The sequence below is a fragment of the Denitratimonas tolerans genome (assembly GCF_037203605.1).
Taxonomy (GTDB): Bacteria; Pseudomonadota; Gammaproteobacteria; order Xanthomonadales; family Xanthomonadaceae; genus Denitratimonas; species Denitratimonas tolerans.
The window spans coordinates 105,166-120,331 of record NZ_JBBDHC010000006.1 but is presented as its reverse complement, the minus strand read 5'-3'; the positions used below and the strand labels follow the sequence as shown (position 1 = coordinate 120,331).

At 67.7% G+C, this 15,166-nt stretch carries 10 protein-coding genes and 2 tRNA genes; all 12 read left to right on the top strand.

What is annotated here, in order from left to right; all coding sequences use genetic code 11:
- Position 1 precedes the first annotated feature (1 nt).
- The 12 genes from WB794_RS05885 (at position 2) to WB794_RS05830 (ending at position 15,089) form a co-directional block, all read left to right on the top strand.
- Entirely contained in the window at positions 2 to 2,326 is a 2,325-nt protein-coding gene (locus tag WB794_RS05885) for an InlB B-repeat-containing protein (RefSeq protein ID WP_337334915.1), read from the top strand.
- 238 nt (positions 2,327 to 2,564) lie between these two features.
- On the top strand, positions 2,565 to 3,704 hold the full coding sequence (locus WB794_RS05880) for a polyketide cyclase (RefSeq protein WP_337334914.1): 1,140 nt from the start codon (positions 2,565 to 2,567) through the stop codon (positions 3,702 to 3,704).
- Between the two features lie 189 nt (positions 3,705 to 3,893).
- Positions 3,894 to 4,829, top strand: coding sequence for an ABC transporter ATP-binding protein (locus tag WB794_RS05875; RefSeq protein ID WP_337334913.1), 936 nt, complete (start codon positions 3,894 to 3,896; stop codon positions 4,827 to 4,829).
- Positions 4,826 to 5,560, top strand: a complete 735-nt coding sequence (locus WB794_RS05870; RefSeq protein ID WP_337334912.1) for an ABC transporter permease subunit — start codon at positions 4,826 to 4,828, stop codon at positions 5,558 to 5,560. The genes WB794_RS05875 and WB794_RS05870 overlap by 4 nt, the downstream gene beginning before the upstream one ends.
- A gap of 10 nt (positions 5,561 to 5,570) precedes the next feature.
- A complete protein-coding gene (locus WB794_RS05865) occupies positions 5,571 to 7,433 on the top strand; it encodes a GldG family protein (RefSeq protein WP_337334911.1) in 1,863 nt (620 codons plus the stop codon).
- The gene (locus WB794_RS05860; protein WP_337334910.1) at positions 7,430 to 8,473 is read left to right on the top strand and encodes a DUF4340 domain-containing protein; all 1,044 of its coding nucleotides are present in this window, start codon (positions 7,430 to 7,432) and stop codon (positions 8,471 to 8,473) included. The genes WB794_RS05865 and WB794_RS05860 overlap by 4 nt, the downstream gene beginning before the upstream one ends.
- Before the next feature lie 361 nt (positions 8,474 to 8,834).
- On the top strand, positions 8,835 to 11,666 hold the full coding sequence (locus WB794_RS05855) for a penicillin acylase family protein (protein ID WP_337334909.1): 2,832 nt from the start codon (positions 8,835 to 8,837) through the stop codon (positions 11,664 to 11,666).
- A gap of 84 nt (positions 11,667 to 11,750) precedes the next feature.
- Positions 11,751 to 12,434 carry a DNA-3-methyladenine glycosylase family protein gene (locus tag WB794_RS05850; RefSeq protein WP_337334908.1) on the top strand — a complete coding sequence of 228 codons (684 nt, stop codon included), beginning with the start codon at positions 11,751 to 11,753 and terminating at the stop codon, positions 12,432 to 12,434.
- 277 nt (positions 12,435 to 12,711) lie between these two features.
- A tRNA-Val gene (locus tag WB794_RS05845) sits at positions 12,712 to 12,786 on the top strand.
- An 80-nt stretch (positions 12,787 to 12,866) separates the two neighbouring features.
- Positions 12,867 to 12,943, top strand: a tRNA-Met gene (locus WB794_RS05840).
- Between the two features lie 524 nt (positions 12,944 to 13,467).
- Complete coding sequence (locus WB794_RS05835) at positions 13,468 to 14,028, top strand: hypothetical protein (protein ID WP_337334907.1); 561 nt, start codon at positions 13,468 to 13,470, stop codon at positions 14,026 to 14,028.
- Positions 14,029 to 14,123: 95 nt separating this feature from the next.
- Entirely contained in the window at positions 14,124 to 15,089 is a 966-nt protein-coding gene (locus tag WB794_RS05830; RefSeq protein WP_337334906.1) for an IS5 family transposase, read from the top strand.
- Positions 15,090 to 15,166 lie beyond the last annotated feature (77 nt).

Genomic DNA, 15,166 nt, shown 5'->3' with positions numbered 1-15,166 from the left:
CATGAACGCGACACCTCACATACGAGGCGGGGCCATTCTGCCGACGGTGCTTCTCGCGCTGGGTCTGATCGGTACCGCCGGAGCCGCACCCCAGTTCAGCGCGCGCCAGGCGGCACCGCAGAACGTGGGCACCTCGGCCATCACGGCCGCCGCACCGGCCCTGCTCAATCCCGGGGCCAGCACCACACTCTGCTTCACCGCGAACATCAACTCGCCGGACGCGGAATACACCGACCGGGTGGATGTCGACCTGCCGGACGGCTGGACGATCGGCACGGTATCCGCCAACAGCACGCCCGTGGCCAACGGATGCGCCGCCGCGCTGCCTCCGGTCTCGGGCACCGCCGCGGGCAACGTGGTGTTCTGGCAGTCCGCCGGTGCTGTGCCGACTGGCTGCGGCGCCTGGAATGGCAGCAGCGCCGGCGCGAACTTCCAGTTCTGCGTCGAGGTGACGCCGCCCGACTGCAGCGGTGCGCCCTGGGACATTCCCTGGAACCTCACCGGCGATGGCTGGGGTGCGGCCCCGCACAGCGCCAGCGGCACGTTTTCTGCCGTCGACTGCGGCCTGCCGCCGCCCACGCCGAACATCGACGTGAGCCCGGCCGCGCTGGCCAGCACCCAGGCCAGCGACACCACCACAAGTCAGACCCTGACGATTGCCAACAGCGGCGCGGCAGATCTGATCTGGACGATCGACGAGGAGCCGGTGCCACGCAGCCCAGTGACGTTGGCTTTGCCCGGAAAGAACGGGCCGGCGGCCGTCACGGCTGCGATCGCGCTGGAGCTGGATGACGGCACGGTCGAGAACAATATCGGGATTGGCGGTACACAGCAGTTCATCTTTCTCAATCGCTTCACGCCGGCCGTGGCCGATTTCCCCATCACCCTGGACGAAGTGCAGGTCTACTTCGGTTCGTCAGGCCTGGCCAACGTCGGCGACGACATGCTGCTGGTCCTTTACGAGAACACCACCGGCGGCAGCGATCCGGCCCCCGGCTCCAGCCCGCTGGCCACGTACCCGGTGACGGTGGCGACGCTGGATGCCTGGAACAGCTATACCCTGCCCGCACCGGTGACGTTCAGCGGCCCGGGCGACGTGCTGATCGGCGTCATCGCGCTCGAAGTGCCGGGGACGAGCTATTGGCCTGCCGCCCTCGACCAAACCACGCCCCAGCAGCGCTCCTGGGCCGGCTGGTGGACTGCGACGACGGCACCGATGCCGCCCGTTCTGCCGCCTGATGACACTTGGACCCTTATCGACGCCTACTTCCCGGGCAACTGGATGATCCGCGGCTATGGCGAAGGTGCCGATCCGGCCTGCGCTGCGCCCGCCAGCGTGCCCTGGCTTTCGGTCAGCCCGGCATCCGGCACCACGGCCGCCGGCACCAGCACGCCGGTGACGGTGACCTTCGATGCCACGGGCTTGGCGGCGGGCAGCTACACCGCCAACCTGTGCGTCAGGAGCGATGACCCTGACGCCGGTCCGGGCAACGGCACGGATCTGGTCGTGGTGCCGGTTTCGCTCACCGTCACCGCGCCGGTCACCCACACCGTGACCTCCAGCGTCGGCACGCCATCGGGCGCGATCGCCCCGCTGGGTGCGCAAACCGTGCTTGATGGCGATGCCATCACCTTCACGCTGACGCCCGATGCCGGCCACCACATCGACAGCGTGGGCGGCACCTGCGGCGGCACCCTGACCGGCACTTCGTACACCACCAGTGCCGTCACCGCCGACTGCACGGTGATCGCCCACTTCGCCGTGACGCCGCCGGTCACCCACACCGTGACCTCCAGCGTCGGCACGCCATCGGGCGCGATCGCTCCGCTGGGCGCGCAAACCGTGGTTGATGGCGACACCATCACCTTCACGCTGACGCCCGATGCCGGCCACCACATCGACAGCGTGGGCGGTACCTGCGGCGGCACCCTGACCGGCACTTCGTACACCACCAGTGCCGTCACCGTCGACTGCACGGTGATCGCCAACTTCGCCGTGGACCTCATTGCGGTGACGACGGTGGTACCGGCCGGTCACGGCACGATCAGCGGCCCGGCAACGGTAGCGTATGGTGCGACGGCGACCTATGCGCTGACGCCTGACGCAGGCTATGGAATCGGCAGCGTCACCGGCTGCGGCGGCACCCTGGCGGGCAATGTCTACACCACCGGCCCGATCACCGGCCCCTGCACGATCACGGTGAGCTTCGCGCTGCTGGGCGGTCCCGCGCCGACCCTGGTGCCGGCCAGCGGCTGGCAGATGCTGCTGATGATGATGGGCCTGCTGCTGGGCGGAGCCTTCATCACCTTGCGCCGCGGCAGCTGAGGCAAGGCGCGCCGCATCGGCTGATGCGGCGCGCTCCCCGTTTTTTTCGTCCGTTCGGCCCGCCCGCGGCGCAGTCCGCCGTGGGCGGGCCGCGTGCGGGACAGGCCACCAAAGGCCGCCAGACCCTGATGCGGCTCAGCCCGGCTTCAGCTATGCTTCGCGGCTCGCGCCGCTGCCGCCCCGAAACGGGCCCGCCGGCGACGCGAAGTGGCGATGAGGAGCCCCCGGAGAATCCCGAATGACCCGTTTTCTTGAATTGCTGACGTCCGCCGTCATCGTGGCGATCCTGTTCGTTGTGGTGGGGGTGTTCCTGCCCGACCAGCGCACCGTGCAGCACAGCGTGGAAACCAGCCACCCGCTGCGTCAGGCCTTTGATACGCTCAACAGTTTCAAGCGTTTTGAAGAGTGGAATCCGCTGCGCCAGCACGATCCGCGGGTTGCCTACACCCTGTCCGGTGCGACCGAGGGCGTTGGCGCACAGCTCGACTATGCGTCCGCGCTCCCCGAGATCGGCAAGGGCAGCTGGCACATCACCGAGAGCGAGCTGGACAGCCACATCCGTCACACCGTCTACAACGACAAGTACGGGCAGAACAAGAACTATCTGATGACGTTCCGCCAGAAGGGCAAGATCGTCGAGATCGACTGGAAGTATTCGGTCGATTACGGCTGGAGCCTGCCGGGCCGTTATGCCGGCCTGTACGTCGACCGCACCGTGGGCGACGACATGAAGCGCGCGCTGGCGAACATCTCCAACCTGCTGGCCTCGATGCCGAACTTCGACTATCGCAACCTGGACGTCCAGGACACGATGGTCGCGCCGGTGAACATCCTCTACATCTCCACCACGGCGGACCGCAACATCACCGCGGTCGAGAACGCCATGGACGTGGCGCTCAAGGACATCCGTGCCGCCATCGCGGCCAACCGCCTGGTGGAGGCGGAAAAGCCGCGCCTCATCACGACCAGCTTCGGCACGGACAAGTACGAGTTCGACGTGGCCATTCCGGTGGCGCGCGCGAGTGACCGCATTGCCGAGGACGAGGCCGAGACGCCCGAGGGCGAAGCTCCCGATGGCAACGGCGCGGACGCTGCGATGACAGCCAAGGCGACGGTCGACCTGACCCCGCCGGCACCCTTGGAAGACCTGCGCCTGCCGGACAACGTGCGCCAGGGGCACAGCTACGGCGGGCGTGTGCTGATGGCCGCCTATCGCGGCCACCCGGCGGCGCTGCCGCTGATCCGCGACCAGCTGCGTTCCTATGCCGCTTCGCACGGCGAGACCCTGCATGACCGCGCCTTCGAGGAATATCTTTCCGAGATCGCGGAAACGGCCGCCGAGGACGCGCAGTTCCGCGTGTACTGGCCGATCCAGTAACGTGTATCCGGCCCCACGGCGCAGCCTGTGCCGTGGGGCCTTCCCGTCCAGCCGCTGCGGACATCACCGCCGCGGCCTGCGCCACGCGCCACATGGTCGGGAACTTTCCACCACTTTTGCGGTAATTCGGCGCGCAGCGCGGCGCCGTGCTCCCCATGGGCCGGCCTGCCGCATCCCGAGGGAGAACCCATGATCGAAACCCGAAGCCTCACCAAGACCTACGACCGCATCCGCGCGGTCGACGGCGTTTCCTTTCGCGTCGAGCCCGGCCAGGTGCTCGGCTTTCTCGGCCCCAACGGTGCCGGCAAGTCCACCACGATGAAGATGATCGCCGGCTTCCTGACGCCGACGTCGGGCACCGCCAGCGTCTGCGGTCACGACGTGCGCGAGGACGGTATCCAGGCGCGTCGCCATCTGGGCTACCTGTCCGAGGGGGCGCCCAGCTATGGCGAGATGACGGTGCGCGGCTTCCTGGAGTTCATCGCCGACGTGCGCGGACTCGCGGGCGAGCGCCGCCGGCAGCGCATGGACGATGCGATCGGCCGCCTGCAGCTGGCGTCGGTGCTGGGACAGACGGTGGAAACCCTGTCCAAGGGCTTCAAGCGCCGCGTCGGGCTGGCCCAGGCCATCCTGCACGATCCGCGCGCGCTGATCCTGGACGAACCCACCGACGGTCTGGATCCCAACCAGAAGCACGAGGTGCGCGGCCTGATCCGGTCGATGGCCGCCGAGCGCACCATCATCATTTCCACCCACATCCTGGAAGAGGTCAATGCGGTGTGCTCGCGCGCGATCATCATCGCGGCCGGCCGCGTCCTGGCCGATGCCACGCCCGCCGAGCTGGAGGCGCGCTCGCGCTACCACGGCGCGGTGTCGATGCGCGTGCCCGACCCGCTGGCGCTGCGCATGGACCTGAGCCGGATCGAAGGCGTGGCGCAGGTCGAGGTCGAGGGCGGTCGCATCACCGCCTTCCCGCGTGCCGGCCAGCGCATCTTCGAGCGCGTGCAGGATTTCCTGCGCGGCCAGAAGATCGAGGCCAGCGAGCTGCAGCTCGAGCGCGGCCGCCTGGACGAGGTGTTCCGATCCATTACCCAGGCCGCAGCCCCGGCGAAGGAGGCCGCATGAGCCCGCTCCGCGCGATCTTCCGGCGCGAGCTGGCGAGCTACTTCGCCACGCCCGTCGCCTATGTCTTCATCGTGATCTTCCTGATCCTCGCCGGGGTCTTCACCTTCTACCTCGGCGGCTTCTACGAGCGCGGCCAGGCCGACCTGCTGCCGTTCTTCAACTTCCATCCCTGGCTCTACCTGTTCCTGGTACCGGCGGTCTCGATGCGGATGTGGAGCGAGGAGCGCAAGAGCGGCACGATCGAGCTGCTGCTCACCCTGCCGGTGACGACGTGGCAGGCGGTGCTGGGCAAGTTCCTCGCGGCCTGGGCGTTCCTCGGCATCGCGCTGGCGCTGACCTTCCCGATCTGGCTGACGGTCAACTACCTGGGCGACCCGGACAACGGCGTGATCCTCGCCGGCTACCTCGGCAGCGTGCTGATGGCCGGCGCATTCCTTGCCATCGGTGCCTGCCTCTCGGCCACCACGCGCAACCAGGTGATCGCCTTCATCCTCACCGTGGTGGTGTGCTTCGTGATGCTGCTCGCCGGATTCCCGCTGGTGCTGGAGTTCATCGGCGCGCTGTTTCCGCAGGGCGCAGTGGATGCCATCGCCAGCCTGAGCTTCCTGACGCACTTCACCGCCATCGCCAAGGGCGTTCTGGACCTGCGCGACGTGCTGTTCTTCCTTCTGGTCATCGCGTGCTGGCTGATCGCCTGCGCGCTGGTGATCGAGCTCAAGAAAGCCGATTGAGGAGATGCCCATGAACCTTGCGCAACGACGCATTTCCACCGGCGTCGCGCTGATCGCGCTGGCGCTGCTGTTCATCGCGCTGGTCGTCCTCACCGGCGGCCTGTTCCGCGGCGCGCGGATCGATCTGACCCAGAACCGCCTCTACACCCTGACCGATGGGACCCGCGCCATCCTCGGCAAGATCGACGAGCCGGTGAACCTCACCTTCTACTACTCCGACACCGCCGCACGCGATCTGCCGCAGCTGCGCACCTACGCCACGCGCGTGCGCGAGCTGCTGGAGGAAATGGCGGCGCGTTCGGGCGGCAAGCTGCAGCTGGCGGTGGTCGATCCGCAGCCCTTTTCCGAGGACGAGGATCGCGCCACCGCGATGGGCCTGCAGGCGGTGCCGCTGGGCAATACCGGCGACAGTCTGTTCTTCGGCCTGGCCGGCAGCAACGCGGTGGGGCAGGAGGCGGCGATCCCGTTCTTCCAGCCCGACAAGGAAGCCTTCCTCGAATACGACGTCGCCAAGCTGGTGTCGAGCCTGGCGCAGGACGCGCGCCCGGTGGTCGGCCTCATGACCACGCTGGCAATGGGGCGGGGCTTCGATCCATCCGCCGGACGCCCAACCCAGGGCTGGGTGATCGAATCGGAAATGCGCAACCTGTTCGACGTGCGCCACGTCGAGCCCACGGCCAGAAGCATCGACACCGACATCAAGGCGCTGGTCGTCGTGCATCCGCGCCACCTTTCGCCCGACACGCTCTACGCCATCGACCAGTTCGTGCTGCGCGGCGGCCACCTCCTCGCCTTCGTCGATCCGAACGCCGAACAGCAGCCTCCCGGCGCTTCGGCCGATCCGACCCAGGCCGCGTTCGAGGACAAGTCCTCCGACCTGCCCGAGCTGTTCAAGGCCTGGGGCGTGGCCTACGACCCGGGCCGCGTCGTGCTCGATGCCCAGCGCGCGCTGGAAATCCAGACCCAGCAGGGCGCGCCGCCGGTGCGCCACCTGGCCGTGCTCGGACTGACGCGCGATGATGCCAATCCCGACGACGTGGTCTCGGCGCAGCTGGGCACGATCAACGTCTCCAGCGCCGGCAGCTTCGCGCTGGCCGACGGTGCCACGGTCGCGCTCGAACCGCTGCTGCAGACTTCGGCCAGCGCCGCGCTGGTCGATGCCGAGCGCGTGCGCCTGCTGCCCGATCCCGACCAGCTGCGCGCCGACTTCAACCCCACCGGCGAGCGTTACGCGCTGGCGGTGCGGCTGGTCGGCAGCTTGCCCAGTGCCTTCCCGCAGCGCAGCGGGGACGGGCATCTTTCCGAAAGCAGCGAGCCGGCCAACGTGATCCTGGTGGCCGATACCGACATCCTCGGCGACCGGCTCTGGGCCCAGGTGCAGCAGTTCTTCGGCCAGCGCGTGGTCAATGCGTTCGCCAGCAACGGCGACTTCGTCATCAACGCCATCGACAACCTCATCGGCAGCGGCGACCTGATCGCGGTCCGCACCCGCGCCGGCTCCTCGCGTCCGTTCACCACGGTCGAGGCGCTCAGGGTCGAGGCCGACGCGCGCTTCCGCGCCAAGGAGCAGGAGCTGCAGGCGCGCCTGCAGCAGACCGAGGACAAGCTCACCGCGCTGCAGCAGGCCCGGCCCGACGGCGGTGCGCTGGCGCTCAATCCCGAGCAGCAGGAGGAATTGCTGCGGTTCCAGGACGAAAAGCTGCGCATCCGCAAGGATCTGCGCCAGGTGCGCCGCCAGCTCGACGAAGACATCCAGGTGCTGGGCCGCAAGCTCAAGCTCCTCAACATCGCCGGCATGCCGCTGCTGCTGACGCTGGGCGCGCTCGCGGTTGGCGGATGGCGCACGCGCCGTCGCCGGAGGGCCGCGCCATGAAGCTGCGGCCCCTGATGCTGCTGGCCACCGTCGCGGCGCTGGCGATACTCGCCGCGGTCTGGGTTTCCCGCTCGCGCGCGCCGGACGCGAGCGCCCTGTCGCCCGGTCCGCTGGCCCCCGGGCTTGCGCAGACGCTCGACCAGGTGACCCAGGTCCGCATCGTCGGTGCCGGCGACGCCACCCTGGTGACGCTGGATCGCAACGAGCGCGGCTGGGGCGTGGCCGAACGCGGCGGCTATCGTGCCGATACCGAAAAGCTGCGCGCGCTGCTGCAGGCCATCGCCGCAGCGCGCCGCGTCGAGGCCAAGACCGCGGTCGCCGAGCGCCACGCGCAGCTCGGCGTGGAAGACGTGAGCGCAGCCGAAGCGCGCGGCGCGCGCGTGGATGTCGTGACGCCATCGCGCACCTGGTCCTGGGTGATCGGCGACAACCTGGTGCGCGGCACCGGCACCTATGTGCGCGATGCCGCGCAGGCGCAGAGCTGGCTGATCAATGCCAACATCGCGGTGGAAAAATCCCCGGCCAACTGGCTCGACCGCGCGCTCATCGACATCGGTGCCAACCGGATCGCCGCGATCGAGGTGACGCCGGCGCAAGGCCCGGCGTTTTCGCTGCGGCGCAACGACGATGACCCTGCCTCGGATTTCGCTTTCGTCAGCCTGCCCAAGGGGCGCGAGCCGGCGGAAGGCTACCGGCGCGAGGCTCTTGCCGGGGTGCTGTCGGGGCTGACGTTCGAGGATGTCTTCGCCGCGGAGCAGCATCCGGTGCCGGAGAAGGTGCAGGTCACCCGATTCGCACTCGACGACGGGCGCGAACTGGAAATCCGTTCCTGGCCGCACGAAGGCCATACCCTGGCCGCGATTACGCAGCATCTGGACGCGGACGCCGAGGTGCCCGATGGCGATGCGCCTGCGGCCGATGCGGCGGCGCTGGTCGCCGACTTCCAGCACGCCCACGCCGGCTGGGTGTACCGGCTCCCCGCCTACAAGGCATCCAATCTGGGCAAGCCGCTGGAAGACTACCTGCAGCCGGTGAAGTAAGCCGCGCCTCGCGCGCACGGTGCGCGCCGTGCGCGCGGGATGGCCGATACGGCATCGCGATGGCCGGCTCGCGATGCCGAATCGGCCGGTCGGATATTGCACTGCGGCAACGCGATTTGGCGCGCGGATCGAGGCTTCCCGCGCGGCCGCCGTGCGCCACGAAATGCCGATGCGGACGGCTCCAAGCGCGTTTTGTGCCGAAGCTGCGGCGCTGCCCCACCCGCCGCGTATCGACCGGGCACCGCTTCCGCCCGCGCTCAATGCTGCGGTGCGAGAGCCGCAGCCGCGCAGCGCCTCCACGCGGGGCTTTGTTTCCCTACGCCGCCGTACGCATAATCGGCTTTCCATCAGGGAGGAAACCATGAGCAAGAAGACCTTCGGCGCGCGTCCGCGCACAATGATCGCGCTGGCCATTGCCGCGATCCTCACGGGCACCGGTGCCCAGGCCGCGACCATCGAAGGGCCCGGCCTCACGCATCCCGGAACGATCACCTACGATGCCGCCGGCATCCCCACCGTCACCGGTGCGACGGACGAGGACGCCGCGTGGCTCATGGGCTATGCCCACGCCCGCACCCGCTTCTTCCAGATGGACACCCTGCGGCGCGGTGCCAGCGGCACCGTCGCCGAGCTGGTGGGTTCCGCCGGCCTCGCACAGGACATCCAGGTGCGCACTCTTGGCCTGCGCCGCGCGGCGTGGGAAACCTGGGCAAAATCGACCCCACAACTGCGCGCCCAGCTCAAGTCCTATGCCGAGGGCGTCAACGCCTGGCTGGCGACAAATCCGCTGCCGATCGAATACGGCGCGCTGGAACTGACCTCGGCCGATCCCTGGACGCCGATCGATTCGGTGGTGATCGGCAAGCTGCTCGCCTACCAGCTCTCGTTCGACCTCGACACCGATTACACCGTGCGCCTGGGTGCCTATCAGCAGGCCGGCGCGGCAGCCGGCTTCGACGGCAACCTTCTGTTCTTCGGCGACACCCATCGCTCCGCGCCGCCCGATGCGCGCGCGTCGATCCCCGAGTTCGTGCCGGGCGGCGGCAGCGCCGGGTCGGCCAACCCCAAGGCCGGCGCGCCCACCGCCGCGACGCTCGATCCCTCGCTGCTGGAGCTGTCGCAGCAATACCGCGATGCGGTGATCGACAACCCCATCATCGCCCCGCACATGAAGCGCCGCGAGGATCGCGCCGGCAGCAACTGGTGGGTCGTCAGCGGCGAGCACACCGCGTCGGGCCGCCCGATCCTCTCCAACGACCCGCACCTGTCGCTTTCCACCCCGATGCTGTTCCAGGAAGGCCACATCGTCTCCAACGATCCGCGCTATCCCGCGCCGATGAACGCGGTCGGCTCGATCGCGCCGGGTACGCCTTGGCCGCTCCTGGGCTGCGTCACCGAATTCTGCTGGGGCCTGACCACCAACTCGCTTGACGTGACCGATACCTACCAGGAGCAGTTCGTCCTCAACTCCTACGGCCTGCCCACGCACACCGTCCACAACGGCGTGCGCGAGCCGGTGCTGTGGGTGTTCCAGAGCTACTTCGTCAACCAGCTCGGCGACGGCGTGGCCGACAACGTCGTGCGCAACAACTCCATCGGCTACACCAACGGCGGCATCACCATCATCGTGCCCCGCCGCAACAACGGGCCGGTGGTGCAGATCACCGGCGACAAGGGCCTGTCGATCCAGTACTCGGGCTGGGGCGCCACCCATGAACTGGAAGCCTTCCGCAAGATCAACCGCGCCACGAACCTGGCCGAGTTCCGCGCCGGCGTGATGGATTTCGACGTCGGTTCGCAGAACTTCGCCTACGCCGACAAGCTGGGCAACATCGCCTACTTCGTCAGCGCCGAAATGCCGATCCGCGAAGACCTCCAGGCCGGCACCGTCAACGGCGCGCCGCCCTTCATCGTGCGCAACGGCACCGGCGGCAACGAGTGGATGCGCCCGGTCAACCGCTACCCGGGCCAGCACCTGCCCTACGAAATCCTCTCGCCGGAGGAAATGCCCTACACCATCAATCCGGCGCGCGGCTACATCGCCAACGCCAACAACGATCCGATCGGCACCACCTTCGACAACAACCCGCTCAACCAGCTGCGCCCCGACGGCGGCATTCTCTACTATGCGCCGGGGCACTCGTCCTACCGCATGGGCCGGGTCGACCGCGAGATGCAGAAGCTGGTGGCGCGCGGCGACATCACCGTGCAGGACATGATGAAGCTGCAGGCCAACGTGCAGCAGCTCGATGCCGAACTGGTGCTGCCGCACGTCCTCAACGCCGCCGGCAACGTCGACGCCTGCGGCTACGGCAGCGATGCGGGCCTCTCCGAGGCGCTGGGCCGCCTGGCAGCGTGGGATTACTCCACCCCGACCGGCATCCAGCAGGGCTTCGATGCCGGCGACAACCCGGCGGGGCTGGCTCCGCCGAGCGATGGCGAGATCTCGCGTTCGGTCGCGGCGACGATCTGGGCGGTCACGCGTGGCCAGCTGATCCGCAACACCATCGACCACACCCTGGGCAAGGTCGGCCTGGCCAACTATCTGCCCAGCGCCAGCGATGCCTACGTCGGCCTCAAGTTCCAGCTCGATGCCTTCGGCCCGCTCGGCGGCAAGGGTGCCTCGGGGCTGGACTTCTTCACCAAGGTGCCGGCCGAACTGGGTGCCGCCGCCAGCAGCGTGCGCCGCGACTGCGTGCTGCTGGGCAGCGTGCGCGGCGCGCTCGATCTGCTCGCCAGCGAGTCCTTCGCACCGGCCTTCGGCGGCTCGACCGACCAGAACGACTACCGCTGGGGCCGCCTGCACCGCATCACCTTCAAGCACACCCTGGGGCCGGCGCTCAGCATCCCGGGTACCGCCGGCTATCCCTTCCAGGATCTGGCCGAAGGCCTGCCGGGCATCGCGCGCCAGGGCGGTTTCGACGTGGTCGACGCCTCCAGCCACAACGCACGCGCCGACAGCGTCAACGGCTTCACCTTCGGCTCCGGCCCGGTGCGCCGCTTCATCGGCGAAATGACCGATACGCCCACCCTGCTGCAGATCGCCCCGGGCGGGCAGGACGGCAACCCCGGCGGCATGGGCTACATCAGCCAGCTGCCGCTGTGGCTGGTCAACGCCTACAAGCCGATGGTGATCGATCCGGCGGTTTCGGAGACTTCGGCAGTCGCGCGCCTGGAGTTCACGCCCAAGTGAACCTGGCCGCAGGATGATCCGTGCAAACGGGGCGCGCAGTGCGCCCCGTTTGCTTTTGCGCGGAGTCGTGCTGCAATGCGACCGATGTCAAACGCAGTCACCGCCATCCGGGGTTTTGACGTGGACGCCGCGCGCGCCCACCTCGCGCGACGCGATCGCAAGCTCGCGCGCTGGCTCGAACGCATCGCGCCCATCGCGCCTGATCCCGGCTGGCTCGAACCCTTCGACCCGGTCGACGCGCTCGCCCGCGCCATCCTCTACCAGCAGCTCAGCGGCCGCGCCGCCGCCACCATCGTGGGCCGGGTGGAGCAGGGCATCGGCTCCGCGCGCCTGCACGCCGACACCCTCGGCCGGCTCGACGACGACGCCCTGCGCGCCTGCGGCGTTTCGGGCAACAAGATCCGCGCCCTGCGCGACCTCTCCCTGCGCGAACAGCGCGGCGAAGTTCCCGGCGTGGATGACATGGCCGGCATGCCGGATGACCAGATCATCGCCGCCCTCACCCCGATCCGCGGCATCGGTCGCTGGACGGTCGAGATGATGCTGATCTTCCGCCTCGGCCGTCCGGACGTGCTTCCCATCGACGACCTCGGCGTGCGGCGCGGCGTGCAGCACGTCGATCGCCTCGACGAAATGCCCAAGCCGCGCGAGCTGGCCGCGCGCGGCGAACGCTGGGGCCCGTACCGCAGCCTCGCCGCGCTCGCCCTGTGGCGCATCGCCGACCTTGCGACCGGTGTCCGCGCTCCGGTGAGGCGATCGCAGGACTAGGGAACCTCTGAACACGCTGTGTTTTGCTCGTCACTCCCGCGCAGGCGGGAGTCCAGTGCCTTTGCCTTCAAGGGCTTGAAGTCGCTGGATGCCGGCCTGCGCGGGCATGACGGTCTTGTTCAGAGCTTCCCTAGTTCGACAGACGTCCCGACGCGGCCGCCGGATGCCGGCAGCGCCCGGCTGGACCGGCGCGCTGCCCATCTTGAGTCCCGCCGTGGCGGATGCCATAATGCGCGGCCCTGATCGGCCCGCATGGCGGAAAGATCGGGCGGCTTCCGGGCGGTTAGCTCAGCGGTAGAGCACTACCTTGACATGGTAGGGGTCACAGGTTCGATCCCTGTACCGCCCACCACCGTTCTTCGTAACCACGGCCCGGCAATGCCAGCCGGACACGCAGGCGGTCGGACAAACAGCGCAGCGCGCGACGCATTCGGCTATGTAGCTCAGCCGGTTAGAGCACAGCACTCATAATGCTGGGGTCGGTGGTTCGAGTCCACCCATAGCCACCATATCCAACCCCGTGATTTCACGGGGTTTTTTTGTTGCTTGAAGAGCTGCATCCAAGCGGGCGAATCCGGTTCCGTGCCGATTTCGTGCCCAAATCGTGCCCGGCAGGGGCAAGGCCGGAGGTGAAATGACCCTCGCACACACGGTTTTCCACAGAGGGGCTGAAGTACAAGGCCAACTGGTGTCGGGCCGCGAGCGTGACTCCCGCACGCCGTGGCCGTTTTTCGGGCACGGTGGCCGCGCCTTCACCGGCCTGGCCAACAGCTGCGCCGGCGCTCCGACCGCGCTTATTCCGGAGCCCGTGTCCACACCAGCATCTGCAGCCAACCTTTCGACCCTGAGCCGCATCCAACTCGAGTCCCTCGTACGCTCGCTCACCGCAGGCCACGACCAAAACAACGCACGGGAGAACATCGATGAACGTTACTGCACCAGGCCCGGACGGTTGTGCACGGGGTCCACCGGGTCTCATCGGGTGAGACACGCACGGGCTATGGTCGAACCACTAACAACCTGGGGGAATTGCATGGATCGCAGGAGCTTTCTGGTTCGAATGCCGACGGCACTTGCCGGCGGTGCCGCCACCTTGCTGACTTCGTCGCAAGAGGAAACGCCCGAGCGCACCGAGTTGCGAGAGCAGCTTGACCTTGCAACGCGGCAGTACGATGAGGCGCGTGACCTGATCCATTGGCCGTGGCGCTATGATGAGGCCATCCCTCTGCTCAACAGCGCACTGAATGGAGGTGCTCAGGTATGGCTGCACCTGCGCGGAGTGCGCACAAAGGAGAATCACTACACTTGGGGCTTCGTCGCCTGCAACTTCCGGGACGAGATTACTGGTGTTGGCTGGAATCGCGCCGGGCTCGCCTGCCGGTTGCTGGATCGTCACTGTCAGTACATGGGGCGCTGGTACGGACCGCACGGCAACAAGCGGGACTCGCAAAGCCGCGGCACCATCCTGATGCGCTCGCGCAGCGAACTGCTTTGCGCGCTGGATGCCGTGGCCCAGTGCCTGGAGTGTACCCGCCACGCACTAAATGGCCTGACCAGCCCCCTTCCGGCGCTTACCGAAGCTCCTCGGGTCTGATTCGTCCGCACCGACTCCCAAATTAGGGAAGGCCTGAACAAGTCCCCAGCCCTTGCCCCATACCGCTCGGTGCCCGGATGGGCGACAATGCTCGCATGAACCAGCTCACTTTCGGCGATGCCGAGTACCTCGGCAAGCGCAAGCGCACGCGGCGGGAAGTGTTTCTCGCGGAAATGGAACAGGTCATCCCTTGGGAGGTGCTGCTGGCGCTGATCGAGCCGGTGTACCCCAAGGCCGGTCGTGGCCGAAGGCCCTATCCGCTGGCGACGATGCTGCGCATCCATCTGATGCAGAACTGGTTCGGCCTGAGCGATCCTGGGATGGAAGAAGCGCTTTACGAGATCGTGCCGCTGCGCCAGTTCGCCCGTTTGCCGATGACCGGGGCGTTGCCCGATGAGACCACGATCCTCAACTTCCGCCGCCTGCTGGAAACCCACGACCTGGCCGCGCGGATGTTCGAAGCGGTGAATGCCCATCTGCACGCACGTGGCCTGACGCTGCAGAAGGGCACGATCGTGGACGCCACGATCATCCACGCCCCCAGCTCGACCAAGAACGCCACTGGCAAGCGCGATCCAGAGATGCATCAGACGAAGAAGGGCAACCAGTGGTACTACGGAATGAAGGCCCACATTGGCGTGGACGCCGATTCCGGGCTGGTGCACACGGTGACGACCACGGCAGCGAACGTGGCCGACGTCACCCAGACCGAACACCTGTTACACGGCAAGGAAACGCACCTGCACGGCGACGCGGGCTTTACCGGCGTGGAGAAACGGATCAAGCAGACGCTGACGTATTCCATTGCCGAAAAGCGCAGCAAGCAAAAGCAGCTGCCAGAAGGGCCCGCGCAGGACGCCTGGCGCGAACTGGAGCGGCGCAAGGCGCAGGTTCGGGCGAAAGTGGAACACCCGTTCCGGGTCATCAAACGCCAGTTTGGCTACGTGAAGGTCCGCTTCAAGGGACTGGCGAAGAACGGCCAAGTGCTGACCCTGTTCGCACTGTCGAACCTGTGGATGGCGCGAAAGCAACTATTGATTTTGCAGGGAAGTTGCGCCTGATGGGCGCACAAGGGGCGAATAATACGCCCGAAAACACAAAAATCGGGCGATATTTGGTCAATAATTGACCAATGCCC

Coding starts and splice junctions, on each gene's coding strand:
- WB794_RS05880 (WP_337334914.1), top strand. CDS start 2,565: ATGACCCGTTTTCTTGAATTGCTGACGTCCGCCGTCATCGTGGCGATC.
- WB794_RS05875 (WP_337334913.1), top strand. CDS start 3,894: ATGATCGAAACCCGAAGCCTCACCAAGACCTACGACCGCATCCGCGCG.
- WB794_RS05835 (WP_337334907.1), top strand. CDS start 13,468: ATGGATCGCAGGAGCTTTCTGGTTCGAATGCCGACGGCACTTGCCGGC.
- WB794_RS05865 (WP_337334911.1), top strand. CDS start 5,571: ATGAACCTTGCGCAACGACGCATTTCCACCGGCGTCGCGCTGATCGCG.
- WB794_RS05885 (WP_337334915.1), top strand. CDS start 2: ATGAACGCGACACCTCACATACGAGGCGGGGCCATTCTGCCGACGGTG.
- WB794_RS05855 (WP_337334909.1), top strand. CDS start 8,835: ATGAGCAAGAAGACCTTCGGCGCGCGTCCGCGCACAATGATCGCGCTG.
- WB794_RS05850 (WP_337334908.1), top strand. CDS start 11,751: ATGTCAAACGCAGTCACCGCCATCCGGGGTTTTGACGTGGACGCCGCG.
- WB794_RS05830 (WP_337334906.1), top strand. CDS start 14,124: ATGAACCAGCTCACTTTCGGCGATGCCGAGTACCTCGGCAAGCGCAAG.
- WB794_RS05870 (WP_337334912.1), top strand. CDS start 4,826: ATGAGCCCGCTCCGCGCGATCTTCCGGCGCGAGCTGGCGAGCTACTTC.
- WB794_RS05860 (WP_337334910.1), top strand. CDS start 7,430: ATGAAGCTGCGGCCCCTGATGCTGCTGGCCACCGTCGCGGCGCTGGCG.